Source organism: Pantoea sp. alder81 (assembly GCF_020179835.1).
In the GTDB taxonomy this organism is placed as follows: Bacteria; Pseudomonadota; Gammaproteobacteria; order Enterobacterales; family Enterobacteriaceae; genus Pantoea.
This window is the reverse complement of sequence record NZ_JAIUDA010000004.1, coordinates 26355-45140: the sequence shown is the minus strand read 5'-3', so window position 1 is coordinate 45140 and position 18786 is coordinate 26355. Positions and strand designations below refer to the sequence as shown.

Sequence of the window (18786 nt, the reverse complement as noted above, 5' to 3'; positions counted from 1 at the left end):
TTCCACTGCGAGCCGGAGAGCGCGTCTCTCCCTCTTGAGGTGTTTCATGAATGCAAATAATCGTCGGCTTACCGGCGCACTGTTGATCGGCATGGCGGCTCTACTCGTACTGCCGTGGTACAGCCTGGAAGCCGGCTTTTTCGATGGCGGTTGGCTGCTCAATCTGTGGGGCGATCCTGCTAATGCACCCGCCTTGTGGCAGGTCAGCACGCATCCATGGCTGGCGATTGCGCTGACCTTGTTCGCGCTGTGTGCCGCGTGCGGATTACTTCCACCTGGCGCGCGCAGCCGCCTGATGCTGTTATTTAGCGCGCTGGGCGTCATTTTTATGGTGATTGAGGGTCATGCCATCGGCTACAGCGGCTGGAGTTGGCTGTGGCTGGAAAATCGCTTCGGGGCACTGGAGCAGGGCCAACCGGCGATGGGCGCGGGTGCACTGCTGTTACTGACCACCTTTCTGCTGCTGTTTTCCTTTGCGCTGGCCGAGCGGGGCGTACTGAAAGGCGATGCCTTTGTGGTGGCGTCGTTGGTGCTACTGACCGCGCTGGTCAGCATTTTTGTTCTCTATCCGGTGCTGAGCATGTTTGTGGTCTCGGTGCAGGACGTTGATGGCAGTTTTAAACCCGACGGACTGATCAGCAATATTCAGGATCCTTCAATCTGGAGTCTGGCCTGTTTAAAAGGAGGGAGTTGCGGTACAGCCTGGCGCACGCTGTGGCTGGCACTGATGACCGCCTCCGGTTCTACGTTGCTGGGGCTGGCCTTTGCGCTGGCCGCCACGCGCACGCCGCTGCCCTGCAAAAAAGCGCTGCGCATGCTGACCATTTTGCCGATTATCACGCCGCCGTTTGTGATTGGCCTGGCGCTGATTCTGTTGTTTGGCCGCTCAGGCGTGGTCACGGAATATCTGGCGGCGCTGTTTGGCATCGAACCTGGCCGCTGGCTGTATGGTTTAACCGGCATCTGGATCGCACAGGTGTTGTCTTTCACGCCTATCGCGTTTCTGGTGTTAATTGGCGTGGTCGAGGGGGTGAGTCCTTCACTGGAAGAGGCCTCGCAAACCCTGCGCGCCAACCGCTGGCGCACCTTCAGTCGTATATCTCTGCCGTTAATGGCGCCCGGCCTGGCCAATGCTTTTCTGATCAGTTTCATTGAAAGCATGGCTGATTTTGGAAACCCAATGGTGCTGGGCGGCAGTCATGGTGTGCTCTCCACTGAAATCTTTTTCTCCGTGGTGGGGGCGCAGAATGATTCCAGTCGGGCAGCGGTGCTGGCGATGATTTTACTCAGCTTCACCCTGGCGGCATTTGTGCTGCAGCGCTGGTGGCTGGGCGGCAAAAATTTCGCCACCGTCACCGGTAAGGGCGATGGCGGCAAACATGGTCAATTACCACGGGCATTGCGCTTCGGCGTATACGGAATGGTGATTCCATGGGGGCTGTTCACGCTGGTGATCTACGGAATGATTGTCGTTGGTGGGTTTGTGCAGTCATGGGGGCTAAATGATGCACTCACCGTCGAGCATTACGTGCGGGCTTTCCGTGTCAGCGTCAGTGACGGGCATCTGCTGTGGACGGGCGTGGCATGGAACTCGTTCTGGACCACGCTGGAGATTGCGCTGATTGCCGCGCCGCTCACCGCGATTGTCGGTCTACTCACCGCCTGGCTGATTGTGCGGCAGAAGTTTGCCGGCCGTCAGACCTTTGAATTCCTGCTAATGCTGAGTTTCGCTATTCCAGGCACGGTTATTGGCGTGAGTTATGTGATGGCCTACAACCTGCCGCCACTGGAGATCACCGGCACGGCTTTGATTCTGGTGGCCTGCTTTGTGTTTCGTAATATGCCGGTGGGGGTGCGCGGGGGTATTGCGGCTATGAGTCAGCTGGATAAAAGTCTCGATGAAGCCTCACTGACGCTGGGTGCCAACAGTTTCCGCACGCTACGAAAAGTGGTGCTGCCGTTACTCAAACCGGCGATCAGCGCCGCATTGGTGTACGCCTTCGTCCGCGCCATCACCTCGATTAGCGCCGTCATCTTCCTCGTCAGTGCGCAATACAACATGGCGACCTCCTACATTGTCGGGCTGGTCGAAAACGGTGAGTACGGCGTGGCGATTGCTTACTCCACCGTACTGATTGTGGTGATGTTGCTGATCATTGGCGTGTTTCAGTGGCTGGTGGGTGAGCGAAAACTGCGTCGGGTTGCGCGCCCCGTGGATATTGCCGTGCCGCCTACTTCAACTTCGTTAACCCAGGAGAGAACCGTATGACCAGTATTAATGCGGGTTCCGTGGTATTTGAGCATGTCACTAAACGTTTTGCGGGCTTCAACGCCTTACCGGATCTGTCGCTGACGGTGGAACCGGGCACGCTGGTCACGCTGCTGGGCCCTTCCGGTTGCGGCAAGACCACCACGCTGCGCTTGCTGGCGGGGCTGGAACATCCCACCTCCGGACGTATTCTGATTGGTGGCAAAGATGTGACGCATTTACCTGCCAATGAGCGCGATGTGGCGATGGTGTTCCAATCTTACGCGCTGTTTCCTCATATGAGCGCGATCGACAACATCATGTATGGTCTTCAGTCATCGGGAATGAATAAGCGGGAAGCGCAAGACCGGGCACGCGAAGGATTGAAACTGGTGGGCCTGGAAAATCAGGGGCAGCGATTGCCGTCAGAGCTGTCGGGCGGCCAGCAACAGCGTATCGCCGTGGCGCGTGCGCTGGTGCTGGAACCGCAAGTGCTGCTGCTGGACGAACCTTTATCCAATCTCGATGAACGTCTTCGTCGCCGCGTGCGTACAGATATTCGTGAGCTACAACAACGACTTGGCTTTACGGCAGTATATGTCACGCACGATCAGGAAGAAGCCCTTGCGGTGTCTGATAAAATTATTGTCATGAAAGAGGGTGATATTGCCCAGCAAGGCGCACCAGAAAGCCTGTACCACTCCCCGAATTCGGTGTTCATCGCTGATTTTATGGGGGAAGCCAACATTCTGCCGTGCGAGGTCGAGCAGGTAGAAGGCAACGATGCGCTGGTGCGGCTGGGAAATCAGCGCTATCGCGTGCGCGGCAACGGCCTGCCAACCGGCTCAGCGCAACTGTCGGTGCGACCGCAGTTTATTACCCTGCGTAGCGATGGCGTTGGCGCATTACAAGGTGAAGTGACCCACAGCACCTGGCTGGGGGATCACATCGAATATGAAGTGGCCACGGCGCTGGGTTCTCTGTTTATTGTTGATGCGCAGATGGAGCAGCACTTGCCGCTGGCTTCTGCCGTGACGATTGATTTTAAACCTCAGGGATTAGCCCTGATTGCCGGATAATTTAAGGATAAATAATGAGTGACACCGTAAATGAAGCACTGCTATCACGTTTGATTCTGGCAGAAAAAGTGGCTCGCGCAGGGGGCGAGAAGGCGCTGGAGTATTTCCATCATCGCGACACGCTGGTGGTCGAGACCAAATATGATCTGCAGGATGTGGTGTCGCGCGCTGACCGCGAAGTCGAGCAGATGATCGACCAGCAGATTCGCGCTCAGTTTGCCGATGACGGTTTTCTGGGTGAAGAGTACGGATTGCAGGAAGGCACATCAGGGTACACCTGGGTAGTGGATCCTATTGATGGCACCAGCCCGTTCCTCAATGGCATGCCTAACTGGTGCGTTTCGGTTGCGGTACTGCATGACGGCGTGCCGGTGATTGGCGTGATTTTTGCCCCCACTTATCAGGAGTGCTACGTGGCGGCGCTGGGACAAGGCGCAACCTTAAATGGTCGCCGCTTGCAGGTCGATCCGAGCCGCACGCTACAAAACCATGTCACTGGCTTCGGTGCTAACAGCCATGTCAGCCCTGCTGAGGTGGGCAAGATTCTGGCCTCCTTGCTGGAAGCCGGTGGCAACTTCATCCGCATCGGCTCTGGCGCATTGATGCTGGCATGGGTAGCCGCTGGCCGGGTGGTGGGCTACTACGAACCCTATATGCACGCATGGGATTGCCTGGCCGGTTATTGCCTGGTGAAAGAGGCGGGCGGTTGGTATCACCCGTTCAATACCGAAGGTGAACGTTTGCTAAAAGGCGCTCAGGTGCTGGCGGTGGCGCCTGGGGCTGAGGCTGATTTGAAACGGGTTGCGGGAATTTAAACTCTGTCATATTTGCTGAGAGCTGTTGCCGCTGCGGCACTCTCGGCAAACGCTTTAAAACTGCACTGAAGCAATAAGCCCTCACACCCGAACAGCATTGCAATTCAAACCTGTCGATGCTGTTATAACCCATCGCCATATTTAGCGGGTTATCGCGTGTCACTCTCCTCATCTGATTGGTTTAACCGTAACGGGATTGAATGTTCGCGCGTTAACGCGAGCGGCAGCCGCTTTCCGCGTCATCTGCATGATGAATATGTGATTTGTGCCAATCTCAGCGGGCGGGAAGAGATTTGGCTCGATGGTAAGGTGTCTGCCGTGTTTGCCGGGCAGGTGACGATTTATAACCCTGGCGCGATTCAGTCCTCCTTGTTCAGCAATGATCCAGTGAGTTTTATTAGCATCCATCTGCCGCAGGCGATCCTAACCGAAATGTTTAGCAGCACCGCTGCGCCAGCTTTGCGTGAAGGGGTGTTCGATGACGCACAGTTGTTTAAAGCAATCACTGAATTCGACCAGGCCGCGCGCGCAGGAGATGAGTTACTGCTGGAACAGCAGTTGCTGTGGCTGTGTGGTGAACTCCTCGACGACCAGGAGAGCGCGCATCAGGGGGAAGTGCAGGTTATCGAGCAGGTGAAGCAGTTTCTGGGTGAACACTTGCACGAGAAACCGCAACTGGATGCGCTGGCGCAACGCGCCGGGCTAAGTAAATATCATCTGGTGCGTCGTTTTACCCAGCTTACCGGGCTGCCACCGTTGCAATATCACATGCAACTGCGGCTGCAACAGGCGCGGGAACTGTTGCGCCGTCGGGTACATCCGCAGGAAGCTGCACTGCAACTGGGTTTTTACGATCAGAGCCACTTCATTAATGCTTTTCGCAAAGTGATGGGGACCACGCCACACCATTACGCCCAGCAAATTGCCTCAGCCCAGCACAAACTCCCGATAGCCTGACACCATCACATAAGCGGCGAAATAGCAGAAGATCAGTGCTGAGGCGAGATACGAATATTTCAACAGGCGCTGCCCTAACAGCTTACCGCCCATGCTACCCACCAGGCACAACACGCAGGTCCAGACCACTCCCGCGATAAAGAACCCGCCAAGGAAAGTGGAGGTGGCATTCACGCTGCCATGCCCCATGCGAGCAATCAGTGCACCGCCCACGCTGGCAAACCACAAAATCGCCGTGGGAGATGACATCGCCAGCACCACGCCACGGCTGAATTCGCGCAGTAACGAACGATAAGGCTGTTGCTCCGCTGAGGGTAATGCCGCGTCTTTGCGCAGTGCAGCGATCAACATTTTCCCCGCGAACCACAGCAGTAATAATCCACCGCCGATCCACAACACCCAGCGAACTGCCGTAAACTGCAAAACCACCGCCATGCCTGCCAGCGCCAGCAGCGCATAAATCAGGTCGCCAATGCAGGTGCCAATCCCTAACCAAAAGCCATGAAAATAGCCGCGCTGCATCGCGAGGGTAATCATGGCGATATTGGCCAGCCCAATATCAAGGCACAGCGATAAACTCAGCAGAAAACCATTTGAAAACTGCAGCATAGCAACGAGCCTGTCCTTATTATTTTCCGTGGGCGGGATTAAACCACGGCACGGATCAAACTGTATTGGAAAGAATTGCGCCTCAGCGCCCAATGCACCACGGCAATGGCTCCAGGATGAATCGTCTCTCCGTCTGGTTTTCTCGCCGTCGCAATTATGTTTATATGCATCCATCTGCCATCAACGACCAAACGCCATGAATCTTCGGGAAAAAATTGTCGGCCAGTTCAGTGAGCTGTCGCCGGAACTGCAGCGCGCGGCTGAGTTCTCTCTGCAAAATGCCAATCAGCTGGTGGTGCAATCGATGCGCGCGTTTGCCGTTGAAGCCGGTGTCAAACCCGCCACCCTGCTGCGTCTGGCGCAACGTTTGGGCTACAACGGCTGGGGCGAACTGAAAGATGCCTTCATTGATGATATTGGCCTGCGCAATGATACATACGTATCCAAAGCCGAGAAACTGATCGCCAAAGGGACTCAGCCACAACTGTATGATGAGGTGTTTAGCGCGCATCAGGCCAATCTGGCCTTTACGCAAAACGAAAATCAGCTGGAAATGGAGCAGGCTGTGACCCTGCTCGATGCGGCTGATAACGTGTATATCTGCGGCTTTCGCGCCAGTTTTCCCATCGCCTGGTCACTGTTTTATGTTTACCGACTCTTCAATCGTCAGGTCTCGTTGATTGATGGCCTGGCCAGCAATATCGAAGTATTTACCCGCGAACTCACGGCGCAGGATTGTGTGCTGCTGACCAGCTTTGCGCCTTATTCCCGCGAGTCACTGGATGTGCTGCACGCCGCACAACAGGCAGGCGCGAAGATCATCGCGATTACCGATTCACCGGTCTCTCCGCTGGCGCAAGCCGCCGATTGCACCTTGTTGTTCTCCATCGACAGCCCGTCCTTCTTCCCCTCTGTGGTCTCTGGCATGGGGCTGGCCGAGTGTTTGCTGGCGATGCTGGTGGCGCGCCATGGGCGTGATGCCGTGAGTAAAATCGAAAATGCTGAACGCTATCTGATTGAATCAGGTGCGTATGTGGTGCCCGCCAAATCCTGATCAATGATTCATTTGCATCCGTCATAAGAAAATAGAATGCATGTGAATCATTATTGCATTGACGTGATCCAAATGAATCCTGCAAGATGCGCTTAATCACCGCAGCGTATTCAGGAGCAGGACCCAGTATGAGCCACATTATTCACCGCAGTTTGCGCAGCACGCCCGCCGTGGCCGCTCGCGCCGAAGGGGCGTACATCTTCGATAAACAAGGAAAGCAGTATCTTGACGCCTGCGGTGGCGCCGCCGTTTCCTGCTTAGGGCATGCGCATCCCGATGTGTTGGCCGCGATGCATCGTCAAATCGACCAACTGGCTTACGCTCATACCAGCTTCTTCACCAGTGACACCGTTGAACAACTTGCCGAGCACCTGACGCGCACTGCGCCTGGCGATCTCAACTACGCCTATTTCGTTTCCGGCGGTTCTGAAGCCGTGGAAACCGCGCTCAAATTAGCGCGTCAGTATTTCGTTGAAATCGGCCAACCGTCACGCACCAAATTTATTGCGCGTAAGCAGAGCTATCACGGCAACACGCTGGGTGCGCTGGCCGTTGGCGGCAATGAGTGGCGTCGTCGCCAGTTTGCGCCATTACTGATTGATGTGATTCGCGTCTCTGCCTGTAACGAATATCGCGATCGTCGTGCTGATGAGACGCAGCAGCAATACACCACGCGTCTGCTCAACGAACTGGAACAGGCAATCATTGCTGCTGGCCCGGAAACCATTATTGGCTTCTGCGCTGAAACGGTTGTGGGGGCTACGACTGGCGCTACCCCGCCAACGCCGGGCTACTTAAAAGGCGTGCGTGCGCTGTGCGATAAATACGGCATCCTGTATATCGCCGATGAGGTGATGTGCGGTATGGGCCGCACCGGGACGCTACACGCGTTTGAACAAGATGACGTGGTGCCGGATCTGGTCACCATCGCCAAAGGGTTGGGCGGCGGTTATCAGCCTATCGGCGCGGTACTAGCCAGTGAAAAGATCGTTGCAGCACTGCAATCGGGCAGTGGTCTGTTTCAGCACGGTCATACCTACATCTGTCACGCTACAGCGGCTTCTGCCGCGCTGGCGGTGCAGCAGGTTATTCAGCGCGACAATCTGCTGGATGCGGTGAAGCAGCAGGGCGCTTACCTGCAAAATGCGTTGCGTGAAGTGCTGGGCGCATTACCCCATGTGGGTGACACACGTGGACGCGGCCTATTCGCGGGTGTGGAGCTGGTGCGCGATAAAGAGAGCAAAACACCGTTCGATCCCGCCTTGAAATTGCATGCCGGGATTAAAGCCAACTGTATGTCACGCGGCTTAATGGTTTATCCGATGGGCGGAACCATTGACGGGCAGTATGGCGATCATATCCTGATTGCACCGCCGTTTATCATCACCCCGAGCCAACTGGACTTTGTGGTGGATACGCTGGCCACTGTTATTCGCGAAGAGAGCGGTAAATTATGATCAATCGTTTGCCGCCGCTGGCGGAACACGAGTGGGACGAGCAGCAGCGTCCACTGGCAGAAGAGATCATTAACGGGCCACGTGGTGCGCTGCTTCCACCCTTTGAGCCGCTGTTACGTAGCCCGGAGTTGATGGCACACGCACAGCGCATGGGAGAGTATCTGCGCTATCGCAGCGCGCTCGGTCAGCGTTTATCGGAACTGGCGATTCTCATGACGGCTCGTCACTGGTCGCAGCCGGTGGAGTGGGCGATTCATGCGCCCATCGCGCGAGACAAGGGCATATCCGCTGCTGCTGTACAGGCCATTAATGAAAATCGTCTGCCCAATGATTTGCTGGCAGATGAGTGGGTGATTTACCACTTCTGCCAGCAACTGCATCAACAGCAAAAAGTCTCTGACGCCACCTGGCAACAAGCCATCGATTTATGGGGCGAAAAAGGTGTAGTGGATTTGATTGGTATTAATGGTTATTACAGCTTCCTCTCGATGATCATGAACGGCGCACAGACGCCGGTGCCCGAAACACGGGATTATATTATCCCGGCATAAGCCGTCGTTTTATCAGGGCGTGATCGGATGCGCCCTGAATATCAAATGGATTTATCTTCTTACTCCCGCCGAAATATTTCGCCGGGTGACATTCATCGCATACTATTTCACTGACGCTGAGGGTTATTATGTCTGCATTATTCTCTAAATTAAAAGTTACGTTAGCATTGGTTGCTTGTTCAGCCAGTTTTGTTGCAGCAGCGCAAGATAAATTAACCGTCGGTGTGGATACCGCATTTGTCCCGTTTGAATTTAAACAAGGCGACAAATATGTCGGCTTTGATATCGATTTATGGGATGCCATTGCTAAGAAGATGCATGTTAGCTATGAATTACGTCCAATGGATTTCGGCGGTTTAATTCCCGGTCTGCAATCCCGTAATCTGGATGTGGCGATGGCGGGTATTACTATTACCGATGCACGTAAACAGGTAGTGGATTTCAGTGAAGGGTATTATGACGCCGATTTATTGATGGCGGTAAAAAAATCTGATAATTCCATCACCAAATTTAGCGATTTGTCAGGCAAGAAAGTGGGTCTGAAACAAGGTACTGCTGCCGCCAGCTTTATGAAAAGCAAATATAAAGCGGACTATGTTGAATTTCCCAATATCGATAACGCGTATCTCGACCTGCAAGCCGGTAATCTGGATGCCGTGGTGCATGACTCACCTAACGTACTCTATTACGTGAAAACGGCGGGCGATGGCAAAGTGAAATCCACGGGTGAAACTGACAGCATTTTGCCACAGCAGTATGGTTTCGCTATGCAGAAGAACAGCAGCTTAACGCCTAAAATTAACGCCGCGTTAGAAGCGCTGCGCGCCGACGGCACTTACAGCAAGATCTACGTGAAGTGGTTTGCCAAACAGCCTAAATAATCCCGCCAGGCCGGTGCACACCGGCCTCGTTTCGCTTTTACGGGTTGAAAGATGAATTTCGAAAGTAAATATATTTGGGAGTCCCTCCCGCTGCTGTTACAGGGATTACAGTTAACGCTGATTATCTCCTTATCAGGCTTGGTGGGTGGTTTTATTATTGGTTTGCTGGCGGGCACCTGTCGCGCGTTAGGCGGCAGAGTATCAAAAACCCTTTCGCTGATTTTCGTTGAGCTAATTCGCGGCACGCCAATTATGGTGCAGGTGATGTTTATCTACTTTGCACTGCCGATGGTCATGCCGATCCGTATCGACCCGGTGACGGCCGCAATCGTAACCATTGTAATTAACTCTGGTGCCTATATTGCGGAGATTACACGCGGTGCAATTCTTTCCATTAATAAAGGTTTCAAAGAAGCCAGTCTGGCAATGGGTTTATCACAACGCAGTACCGTATTACACGTTATTATGCCGCTGGCGCTACGTCGTATGATCCCCGCGTTAGGCAATCAGTGGATTATCAGTATTAAAGACACATCGCTGTTTATTGTGATTGGCGTAGCGGAATTAACTCGCCAGGGGCAAGAGATTATTGCCGGTAACTTCCGCGCATTGGAAGTCTGGACAGCGGTGGCGATGATTTATCTGCTGGTGACGTTATGCCTGAGTTTCCTGCTGAAGCAACTGGAGAAAAGGATTCATATTTTATGAGCATGGTTGAATTTAGCGCGGTGTCGAAGAGTTTCGGCACCACTCAGGTACTGCACGACATCAATTTAAAGATTGAAAGCGGTGAAGTGGTGGTGATTATTGGGCCATCGGGATCGGGTAAATCGACGCTGCTACGCTGCATCAATAAACTCGAAGAGATCTCTTCCGGTACACTGCTGGTGGCAGGCATGCACATCACCGATCCGCACGCCAATGAGTGCGATATTCGCCGCGAGGCGGGTATGGTGTTTCAGCAATTTCACTTGTTCCCGCATCTCACCGCACTGGAAAACGTGATGTTTGGTCCGATTCGCGTGCGTAAGCAGAGCAAAGCCGCGGCACGTGAACAAGCCATGGCACTGCTTAATCGTGTGGGTTTGCGGGAGCGCGCCAATCACTATCCTTCTGAACTCTCTGGCGGCCAACAGCAGCGAGTGGCGATTGCACGTGCACTGGCTGTTAAACCAAAAATGATGCTGTTTGATGAGCCAACCTCAGCTCTCGACCCAGAATTGCGCCACGAAGTTTTGAAAGTGATGCAATCACTGGCTGAAGAGGGCATGACGATGGTGATCGTGACACATGAAATCGGCTTTGCTCGTGATGTGGCCTCACGTCTGATCTTTATTGATGGCGGCACCATTGCCGAAGACGGTTCACCTGATATGCTGCTGACGGCCAGCGACAATCCGCGCCTGAAAGAATTCTTGCAACACGTATCCTGAATAGAAGTGAACGATAACAAAATGAAAAAACTCGCAATCAGTGGTTCTGCTTTTGAAATTGGCCAGCAACTGGGTGAATTTGGCCATGAAGCATGGCACCAAAAGCTGACGCTCACCGCACTCTGGCAGACGGTGACAGCCATGAAAGACGCCGATCAAACGTTGACCATGCGTGCGTTGGTCCAGGCACACTATCCGCTGATCTGGCAAGAGCTGGAAGGGCTGGCTGAGGGTTTGCAGGCACCGATTGATGAGGTGTTTGCCTGGAACTGCCGTGGCGATCTGGTGCGTTCAACCTCGGATGGATGTACCACCGTCGCGGGTCAAAGTGCTGATGGCGTGTTAACCATTGCGCACAACGAAGATGGTTTTCCTCAATTACGCGATGACTGTGCCATCGTCAGCATCAGCCCAGAACACGGCCTGGCCTTTACCAGCTTTGCTTATCCGGGTTCGATTTGCGGTCATACGATTGCCGTCAATGAGAAGGGCGTGGTGAATACGGTGAACAATATTCGGGCGCTGTATCGCCCTGAAGGCATGCCACGCCAGGTTTTGGCCCGCGCCGCGCTAAATGCGGCCACGCTGGACGAGGCCATCGCGATTCTGACTGCATCACCGCGCGCCGGATCGTTCCACCACACGCTGGGACAGATGGGCGATAGCCGTTTGTTTAGCGTGGAAGCAACGGGTTCGGGTTGCTCCGTAACGCAACTGACCGAAGTGTTCGCTCATGCCAATCACCTGATTCACCCGCAGCTTGATGCCGTTGAACAGGTCGTTACCGCCAGCTCCGGCTCACGCCAGCAGCGTTTAATTGAGTGGTTGGAGATGCAAACGCAACTGGATGGCGATACTGCAAAAGCGATTCTCTCTGACCAGCATGATGCCGTGCTGCCCATTTATCGCCTCTCGCCGAACGATCCGGATGAAGAGAATACCCTGGCAACGGCGGTATTTACGCTGCATGCCAAACAGGTTGACTGGCAAATATTTACTTTGAACCGAGACGAGCCAGAATTTAAAGGCACGATTTCCTAAAAACTAATCTGCTATATTGTGAACCCGGTCACCCTGGCCGGGCGCTATTCAATTTAATCCCACTATAGTCGTTAAACATTCCGATTATGGTGGGGTACTAAAATGAATAGAAATAAAAAAGCCGTGATCAGCGGTTTAGCAGCAAACATAACCATGGCATTATCCGTAGCTGTTTTTACACTGGCGGGGAGCGCTATGGCAAATGCCGCGGAACATCATCAAACAGCACTAGTGGGCACCTGGACATCGATTCCCGATGCACCCTTAGAGCAAAAACCTGAACATCCAAGCGAAGGTTTATATCGTCTTAAGGTGAATGCTGACGGCACCTTAACGCCACTTGATGTGATCAAAATGAAAAGCCCGTCATGGATTGTAAAATCCCACGATGGACGTTTTGCCTACACCACCAATGAAGAAAATGCCGGGTCTGTCACCGCACTGTCCGTTGATAAAAACGGTCAGGTAAAGGTACTGAATGTGGTTGATAGCCATGGGCAACAGCCGACGCACGCCACCATCAGCCCGGACGGGAAATTCCTGTTTGTCGCTAACTACTCGGTGGCGAAAGGCGGCGCGGGCGTGTCGGTGTTCCCGATTCATCACGACGGTAAACTGGGTGAGCAGGTGCAGCACTTTGCCTTTGACCATGGTACGGGCGCGGTGAAAGGGCGTCAGGATGGCGGTCATGCACACTCGACCACCTTTACCCACGACGGTAAGTATCTGTACGCGGCCGATCTGGGCGGTGACAAGCTGCATGCCTATCGTTATCACGCCAGCAAAGCACAGCCACTGGAAGCGGATAGCGCGCGCGACGTGACCTTTACCGCGGGTTCTGGCCCGCGTCATATGGTGTTCTCACCAGATGGTAAACATGCGTATGTCACGACAGAAATGGCCGGTGAGATAGCGGTATTTGCGGTGAAAGACGATCATCTCGATCGCACTGCCACCGTGAAGCTGAACGGTGAAAATAACAGCGCGGAATACCGTGGCGGCGGCGGAATTATTCTCAGCCCAAACGGTAAATATGTGATTGCGGCGAATCGCGGTTCGGATAATAAGCTGCTGGTGTTTAAAATTGAGGCGGATGGTCAATTAGGCAAGCCGGTGAGTTATAAAGCCAACGGCATTGAACCGCGGGCGTTTTCATTTGATGCCAGCGGGAAATATCTCTATGTCACTAACGTGTTCACCAACAATATTTCCCTGTTCCATTTCGATGAGAACAGCGGTGAGCTGAAAGCGGCGGGCGATGCAGCAAAAGTATCCACGCCCACGGATATAAAGTTCTTTAATTAAGCCATTCAGTGGGCGCACCCAGATGCGCCCACTTCACCACGCTATTTTACCTGCGACATTTCCAGCAGCGCCTCTTCCATTGATGCACCAAACATTTGTCCGTGGGAAAGTCCCGGATAAAGTTGATAGCGCGCAGCCGCGCCATTCTCCGCCATACCTTTGATCGTGGTACGCACTGCGCGCAATACTTCAGGTTCCGCCGTGTTGCTGTCGCTGCGGCGGTCGCCATTGCCTTCCATCAGGGTGATCTGCTTATCACTGGGTTTACGGTTCTGCATCTCACTCAACAGAGAGTTGAATCCCTGGCCGACCGATGGACTGGCAGCGAAATAGCGCGTAAACAGCTGAGAGGAGAGATAGCTGTCGAGCACAAACAATCCGCCGTAGGAGTGCCCCCACAGCGCGCGTTGTTGTTGATTAATACGCAAACCTTTCCCCGCTGCTGGGACGATACGCTGCTCAAGCAAAGTGCGGAATGCGATGCTGCCGCCGCCCTTGCGACCGCGGCTAAAGGTGTATCCTGCCTCGCCATGCTCTTTGTCAGGCGGGGTGTAATCGAAGGTGCGTGCGTTCACCTCAAACGGCAGGGTGGTTTGATACCCGACCACCACTAAGACCGGAGGGTTGCCCGCTGACATTTTTTGCAGCAGAGGATCGGTCAGCTTGTCCATAACCGCGTTGCCATCCAGCATCGTGATCATCGGGTAGCCAGATGGCGGAGGCGCTTTATCTGGCACAGCAGTCCAAACTTTGTAATGCCGCTGGCCATCTGCCGAGTCATATTCGCTGATGGAGAAGTGGTAATAAGCGGAGCTTTTGTCGGCGATATTCGGGCCGAGCGGCGTCATATTCGGGCGTGCAACAACGCTGGTGGTGACACTGCTGAGCAACAACAGCAGCAGGCTAAGGGGACGATTTATTGCTGGAAATCTATAAAGCATTGAAATTCCGATACTCTGGTTGATGGGTGCGCATCATGATGCACCCTAAAATAGAGCGGCCATCGGATCCGATAGCCGCTGATTCACATCAGAAATGCATCCCCAGTTCCATATAGTAGGTGCGTCCTGATTCGTTGTAAGTGTTTGCGCCCGCGCCCCAAAGATAGGCGCCGGTGGTGGCATTGCCCGTGCTCTGGGCGTTGCCCTCACGGAAGTGGCGTTTATCAAACAGATTATCGATACCGGCGGTGACATCCAGATACTTCGTCACGTTATAAGTCGCACTCATGCCAACCAGCGCGTACGGAGCAACCTGGCGGGTTTCGCTGCCCGATGTCGCTTCCCCTTTATAGTTCAGCTTCTTCGGTTTCTGACGACCATACCAGGTTAGCGTGCCCTGCACCGAGAGATCGTTGGTGGCCTGCCAGTCCAGCGTTGAGTTAATGGTGTACTTTGGAATGATCGACAAATAATCGCCGGTGGTTTTATTCTCGTTATCAATGATGTAAGTGAAATTATTGTTCATCTTCACCGAGTCAGTGATCGGGAAGTTCAGCGTGCCCTCCAGCCCCTGAACCACGGCTTTCGGCACGTTCTCCCACTTGTACACATCCGACGTGCCGTTGTTATAAACCGGACTGTAGCCACCTTCGATTTTGTCGTGATAATCATTGCGATACCAGGTCAGTCCGGCCTGAATATCATCATGATGATATTCAATACCAATCTCTTTGTTGACGCTGGTTTCAGCTTTTAAATCACTATTACCCTGCAAATAGCAGTAACTGGAACTGGCATAGCACCCCTGGCCTTTACTGAACAGCAGATAGTTGGGGTTGGTTTGATAAAGATTCGGGGCTTTCCAGGCGCGTGCGATGCCTAACTTCAGCGTGAAGTCGTCACCCAGATCCTGCGAGAGATTGAGCGCGGGGCTCCAGTTGCTGCCGCTGATGCTTTGATGATTGAAGCGGATGCCGGGCGTCAGGCGGGTTGAGTCGGTGAGTTCAATGTTATCTTCGGCATACACACCATAAATATCCGCCGAGCTATACAGGCTGCGTCCATCGCTGGTGATGCCGTTGACCGTGCCACCAGCCGTGGTGGTTTCGATATTTGACGCGGGATCTTTCATCGCCTGATGATTGAATTCTGCACCGAGCGTCAGTGTCTGATTCACCCATGCTTCCAGCGGAATATTCACCTCAGAATGCAGATTAGTGTCATACAGTGAGATGGTGGAGAAACCTTCATTCGATGGGCTGAAAATCCCGGCGATACCTCCCGACAGGCCTTCATTGAGTCGGGTATTGCGCGTTTTTTCAAACTGCACGTAGTTATTGGTGGTGACACCGTTATCCCACGCGCCGGTGTATTTCAAACTCAATGTCTGGCGATAGAGCACATTGGTCTCTTTGCCGTAATACTTCTGCACCAGCGCATTAGTATTGGTGTTCTGCGTGTCTCCGGCGTACAAATTGCCCTGACGGCTAAAGCCGGCATCCAGTTCCAGAGCCTGGCGCGGCATAAACTCCCAGCGCAGGGCAGAGTGGATATCTTTGTTTATCGAACCTTCACGGCCCGAAGGATAACTGCCTGCGTAAGACCCAATACGCGGGGTGGTATGGCTCTCGTTAATGTCCTGCGCGTCAGCCTGGGTTTTACTCCAGTTACCGTACAGGCGCAGGGTGAGGTTATCAGCCAGTGCGCCGCTCAGGCTGGCGTTATAGCGCTTAGTGTCGCCTTCATCTTTGTGTTCCGGCGCATTGAAGTAGGTATTGAAATTGCCATGCCATTCGTCGGTGGTGGGTTTGGTGATGATATTGACCACACCCCCCATCGCACCATTACCGTAAAGTGCCGCCGCCGGACCGCGAATCACTTCAATGCGGTCGATCATTTCGGGTGGCACCCAGTTGGTATCACCGCGCGTATCACGCTCATCGCTCCAGCCGTAGCGCACCGAGTTGCGACTGCTGACCGGCATGCCATCGATCAGAATCAGGGTGTTTTCCGGGCCCATACCACGAATGTCGATTTGACGGTTATTGCCGCGCTGGCCGCTATTGGAATTGCCGGTGAGATTGACGCCGGGCTGAGTGCGGATGATTTCGGCCACATCGCGCTGGATAGGGTGCTTTTTGATGGCTTCGCTGTCGATGGTGGAGACGCCTGGCGCCTGAAGAGTCTGTTCTCTGGCTGTCACCACCAGGGTATTTTCCGTACTGCTTTTCTTATCGGAAATCGCCAGTGGTTTCTGCTGTGATTTTTCTGCGGTTTGGCTGTCTTTTATCGTGTTGTCATCGGCCTGAACAGCTGGAATCTGTAATGCTGCTGCAATAACGATACTGAGCAGCGAGCGAGCATAAATATGCTTTGCCATGATATTCAACCACTTCCTTGTAAGAGTAAAAAAGAGAAAACACCTTATTGAGAATGATTCTTAATTTCAATGGTGGATTTAACTTTTGGTGGCATGTTTCGGGAAAGGCTTCTTTAACAGGATGTTTACTAACGCAGAGGGGATTTTACATGAGCAGATTCTATAAACAGGGCGGCACACGGCCGCCATTGTACTTACAGCGCCCGACGCCTGGCCCGCTGTGAAAACAGCAGCCATACACCAATGGACGTCACAATCAGCACCCAACCCATCTGACTGATGACGGCTTCCATCACGCCATCCAGCGCCGGGGAGAGCAGTGTGGTGAGCTGAAGCACTGTCGATACCTCATAACAGCCAATCGCAAACGCTACCACAATCGAGAGTGATGAAATGGCGAGGGTGTAGTTGAGGCTGCGCAACGGATCGAATTGCGACCAGCGATACAGTTTCAACATCATGACGCCATCAGTGGTATCGATCAGCATCATGCCCGCCGTGAATAAAAGCGGCATCAGCATGATGTGCAACATCGCCTCGCCACCTGCGGCATGGTTGGCGGACATGCCGAAAATCGCCACTTCGGTGGCGGTATCAAAGCCAATGCCGAACAGGAAGCCAATCAGGAACAGATGATGGCTTTTGCTCACCATGCGAAACAGTGGCGCGCACAAACGGGTCAACACACCATGGTGATGGCTCTCCTGCGGGAGCAGCGTTGTATCGCCACGCAGCAACCGCTGACGTTGGCGAAAAGATTGCCACAAAGTTCGGGAGTTAGCCCAGGCGAGCAGCAGCAGGAAAGCACCGGAAATCAGTGTGCTGATCATACCGCCAACCTCTTTCACGCCGGGAAACATCTGCTGCAAGGGGTGCGTGGTCAAAGCGAATATCAGGCAGGCGATCAGCACCACAGAAGCGTGGCCGAGTGAGAACCACATACCTGCGGTAAATGGGCTCTTGCCCTCATTGCTCAGCTTGCGCGTGGCATTATCAATGGCGGCGATATGATCGGCATCAACGGCGTGGCGCAAACCAAACAGATAGGCCAACAGCGCGACACTGAGCGCGGCGGGTGAATGCTGAAACGTCACCAACGCCGTGCCGATGACCAGCAAATTAAACAGCACGGCGCTACCAATCACCGCCGCGCCTTTTTGCTTATGACTCAGCACCTTCATAAATGCTCCTGAGAATTACCCGACAGCGGCAAAGACGCGCAGCGGCTGGATCAGCGGCTGCGAGTCGTGATGATCATGGTGGTGATGGTCGTGATGATGATGATGATGGCCATGATCATGCGGGTGGTCGGGCGGACAGCTGGCGGCGGCGAGATCCACCGGGCTGCCGTGTGGCGTGTTGAGGAAAGCCTGACGCCACTGCTCTTCACGAATCAGCAGTTCGGACATCGGAATCAAATGATGTTGTGACAGGATTTTTTCCAGACATCTCAGCCATTGGCGATAGTAGGCGGTGTGGGCGCTTTCATCGCTACGCTGCGGGAAGTCGCGAATCTCCTGGGCAAATTGCTCCACCCATTGGGGCCAGCTAAAATAGCCGCGTTGTGACAGGGCCACCGCGATGACAAACGCATCGGCTTCCCAGGGTTGTGCAAAGGCGGGATCGGCTTCGTTTACCTGAGCAATAATCGCGTTTAACTCATCCATGCGCAGCATCCTCACTTTTGCCCTGAATATAGTCGGACCAGACGCTCAGGTGGACGCTGAAATTTTCGCTATTCTCTCCCCACAACTCGGCAGCGGTGAATTTCACCAGATAGACGTACTGCGGTTTCTCTTGTTGCTCCGCGACCAGCGCATCGGGGAATACGCAGGCACCGTAGTTGGCAACAATCACGCCTTTTTTACCGCGCGCATAGCGCGGCAGGCGTGTATGACTCAGCGGGTTTAAATTGTGCGTAATAATGCTGTCACCCGGCTGATATTGCGGTGCGACCTCAACCTCACGATGGTAATTGGGCGGCGTGGTAATTAAATCCAGGTAGCCCTGCGGTGAATAAGTATTCATGTTGTGT

18 protein-coding genes are annotated in these 18786 nt (G+C 53.8%); 12 read left to right on the top strand and 6 right to left on the bottom strand.

The genetic code is table 11. The annotated features are described in order from the left end of the window. Nucleotides 1–46 precede the first annotated feature (46 nt). The 4 genes from LBW88_RS12490 (at nucleotide 47) to LBW88_RS12475 (ending at nucleotide 5099) form a co-directional block, all read left to right on the top strand. Nucleotides 47–2269, top strand: a complete 2223-nt coding sequence (locus LBW88_RS12490; RefSeq protein ID WP_224932603.1) for an ABC transporter permease — start codon at nucleotides 47–49, stop codon at nucleotides 2267–2269. Then, nucleotides 2266–3327 (top strand): ABC transporter ATP-binding protein, encoded by a 1062-nt coding sequence (locus LBW88_RS12485; RefSeq protein WP_224932602.1) that lies wholly within the window; start codon nucleotides 2266–2268, stop codon nucleotides 3325–3327. Before LBW88_RS12490 ends, LBW88_RS12485 begins: the two co-directional genes overlap by 4 nt. A gap of 14 nt (nucleotides 3328–3341) precedes the next feature. Continuing rightward, nucleotides 3342–4142, top strand: a complete 801-nt coding sequence (locus LBW88_RS12480) for an inositol monophosphatase family protein (RefSeq protein ID WP_224932601.1) — start codon at nucleotides 3342–3344, stop codon at nucleotides 4140–4142. A 156-nt stretch (nucleotides 4143–4298) separates the two neighbouring features. Continuing rightward, entirely contained in the window at nucleotides 4299–5099 is an 801-nt protein-coding gene (locus LBW88_RS12475) for an AraC family transcriptional regulator (protein ID WP_224932600.1), read from the top strand. On the opposite strand, the gene LBW88_RS12470 is transcribed toward LBW88_RS12475, so the two are convergent. Then, nucleotides 5070–5708, bottom strand: coding sequence for a LysE family translocator (locus LBW88_RS12470; RefSeq protein ID WP_224932599.1), 639 nt, complete (start codon nucleotides 5706–5708; stop codon nucleotides 5070–5072). The two genes, LBW88_RS12475 and LBW88_RS12470, sit on opposite strands and share 30 nt — an antisense overlap. Before the next feature lie 196 nt (nucleotides 5709–5904). On the opposite strand from LBW88_RS12470, the gene LBW88_RS12465 reads away from it, so the two are divergent. From LBW88_RS12465 to LBW88_RS12430, 8 genes are all read left to right on the top strand, one after another. Further along, nucleotides 5905–6762 carry a MurR/RpiR family transcriptional regulator gene (locus LBW88_RS12465; RefSeq protein ID WP_224932598.1) on the top strand — a complete coding sequence of 286 codons (858 nt, stop codon included), beginning with the start codon at nucleotides 5905–5907 and terminating at the stop codon, nucleotides 6760–6762. Nucleotides 6763–6890: 128 nt separating this feature from the next. Further along, nucleotides 6891–8219, top strand: coding sequence for an aspartate aminotransferase family protein (locus tag LBW88_RS12460; protein WP_224932597.1), 1329 nt, complete (start codon nucleotides 6891–6893; stop codon nucleotides 8217–8219). Further along, a complete protein-coding gene (locus LBW88_RS12455) occupies nucleotides 8216–8770 on the top strand; it encodes a carboxymuconolactone decarboxylase family protein (protein ID WP_224932596.1) in 555 nt (184 codons plus the stop codon). Before LBW88_RS12460 ends, LBW88_RS12455 begins: the two co-directional genes overlap by 4 nt. A gap of 128 nt (nucleotides 8771–8898) precedes the next feature. Further along, nucleotides 8899–9651, top strand: coding sequence for a glutamine ABC transporter substrate-binding protein GlnH (gene glnH, locus LBW88_RS12450; protein ID WP_224932595.1), 753 nt, complete (start codon nucleotides 8899–8901; stop codon nucleotides 9649–9651). 51 nt (nucleotides 9652–9702) lie between these two features. Further along, on the top strand, nucleotides 9703–10359 hold the full coding sequence (glnP, locus tag LBW88_RS12445; RefSeq protein ID WP_224932594.1) for a glutamine ABC transporter permease GlnP: 657 nt from the start codon (nucleotides 9703–9705) through the stop codon (nucleotides 10357–10359). 2 nt (nucleotides 10360–10361) lie between these two features. After that, on the top strand, nucleotides 10362–11084 hold the full coding sequence (gene glnQ, locus LBW88_RS12440; protein WP_224933004.1) for a glutamine ABC transporter ATP-binding protein GlnQ: 723 nt from the start codon (nucleotides 10362–10364) through the stop codon (nucleotides 11082–11084). A 21-nt stretch (nucleotides 11085–11105) separates the two neighbouring features. Continuing rightward, a complete protein-coding gene (locus LBW88_RS12435) occupies nucleotides 11106–12125 on the top strand; it encodes a C45 family autoproteolytic acyltransferase/hydolase (RefSeq protein ID WP_224932593.1) in 1020 nt (339 codons plus the stop codon). A 195-nt stretch (nucleotides 12126–12320) separates the two neighbouring features. Then, nucleotides 12321–13430 (top strand): lactonase family protein, encoded by a 1110-nt coding sequence (locus LBW88_RS12430; RefSeq protein ID WP_224932592.1) that lies wholly within the window; start codon nucleotides 12321–12323, stop codon nucleotides 13428–13430. Nucleotides 13431–13471: 41 nt separating this feature from the next. Here LBW88_RS12430 and LBW88_RS12425 read toward each other — a convergent pair whose 3' ends face one another. From LBW88_RS12425 to LBW88_RS26625, 5 genes are all read right to left on the bottom strand, one after another. After that, nucleotides 13472–14371 carry an alpha/beta hydrolase gene (locus LBW88_RS12425; RefSeq protein ID WP_224932591.1) on the bottom strand — a complete coding sequence of 300 codons (900 nt, stop codon included), beginning with the start codon at nucleotides 14369–14371 and terminating at the stop codon, nucleotides 13472–13474. Nucleotides 14372–14459: 88 nt separating this feature from the next. After that, nucleotides 14460–16751 (bottom strand): TonB-dependent siderophore receptor, encoded by a 2292-nt coding sequence (locus LBW88_RS12420; RefSeq protein WP_224932590.1) that lies wholly within the window; start codon nucleotides 16749–16751, stop codon nucleotides 14460–14462. Nucleotides 16752–16945: 194 nt separating this feature from the next. Beyond that, complete coding sequence (locus tag LBW88_RS12415; protein ID WP_224932589.1) at nucleotides 16946–17932, bottom strand: HoxN/HupN/NixA family nickel/cobalt transporter; 987 nt, start codon at nucleotides 17930–17932, stop codon at nucleotides 16946–16948. Nucleotides 17933–17947: 15 nt separating this feature from the next. Then, entirely contained in the window at nucleotides 17948–18418 is a 471-nt protein-coding gene (locus LBW88_RS12410) for a nitrile hydratase accessory protein (RefSeq protein ID WP_224932588.1), read from the bottom strand. After that, nucleotides 18411–18779, bottom strand: coding sequence for an SH3-like domain-containing protein (locus LBW88_RS26625; RefSeq protein WP_414004082.1), 369 nt, complete (start codon nucleotides 18777–18779; stop codon nucleotides 18411–18413). Before LBW88_RS26625 ends, LBW88_RS12410 begins: the two co-directional genes overlap by 8 nt. Between the last annotated feature and the right edge of the window lie 7 nt (nucleotides 18780–18786).

Coding starts and splice junctions, on each gene's coding strand:
- LBW88_RS12490 (WP_224932603.1), top strand. CDS start 47: ATGAATGCAAATAATCGTCGGCTTACCGGCGCACTGTTGATCGGCATG.
- LBW88_RS12485 (WP_224932602.1), top strand. CDS start 2,266: ATGACCAGTATTAATGCGGGTTCCGTGGTATTTGAGCATGTCACTAAA.
- LBW88_RS12480 (WP_224932601.1), top strand. CDS start 3,342: ATGAGTGACACCGTAAATGAAGCACTGCTATCACGTTTGATTCTGGCA.
- LBW88_RS12470 (WP_224932599.1), bottom strand. CDS start 5,708: ATGCTGCAGTTTTCAAATGGTTTTCTGCTGAGTTTATCGCTGTGCCTT.
- LBW88_RS12465 (WP_224932598.1), top strand. CDS start 5,905: ATGAATCTTCGGGAAAAAATTGTCGGCCAGTTCAGTGAGCTGTCGCCG.
- LBW88_RS12460 (WP_224932597.1), top strand. CDS start 6,891: ATGAGCCACATTATTCACCGCAGTTTGCGCAGCACGCCCGCCGTGGCC.
- LBW88_RS12455 (WP_224932596.1), top strand. CDS start 8,216: ATGATCAATCGTTTGCCGCCGCTGGCGGAACACGAGTGGGACGAGCAG.
- glnH (WP_224932595.1), top strand. CDS start 8,899: ATGTCTGCATTATTCTCTAAATTAAAAGTTACGTTAGCATTGGTTGCT.
- glnP (WP_224932594.1), top strand. CDS start 9,703: ATGAATTTCGAAAGTAAATATATTTGGGAGTCCCTCCCGCTGCTGTTA.
- glnQ (WP_224933004.1), top strand. CDS start 10,362: ATGGTTGAATTTAGCGCGGTGTCGAAGAGTTTCGGCACCACTCAGGTA.
- LBW88_RS12435 (WP_224932593.1), top strand. CDS start 11,106: ATGAAAAAACTCGCAATCAGTGGTTCTGCTTTTGAAATTGGCCAGCAA.
- LBW88_RS12430 (WP_224932592.1), top strand. CDS start 12,321: ATGGCAAATGCCGCGGAACATCATCAAACAGCACTAGTGGGCACCTGG.
- LBW88_RS12425 (WP_224932591.1), bottom strand. CDS start 14,371: ATGCTTTATAGATTTCCAGCAATAAATCGTCCCCTTAGCCTGCTGCTG.
- LBW88_RS12420 (WP_224932590.1), bottom strand. CDS start 16,751: ATGGCAAAGCATATTTATGCTCGCTCGCTGCTCAGTATCGTTATTGCA.
- LBW88_RS12415 (WP_224932589.1), bottom strand. CDS start 17,932: ATGAAGGTGCTGAGTCATAAGCAAAAAGGCGCGGCGGTGATTGGTAGC.
- LBW88_RS12410 (WP_224932588.1), bottom strand. CDS start 18,418: ATGGATGAGTTAAACGCGATTATTGCTCAGGTAAACGAAGCCGATCCC.
- LBW88_RS26625 (WP_414004082.1), bottom strand. CDS start 18,779: ATGAATACTTATTCACCGCAGGGCTACCTGGATTTAATTACCACGCCG.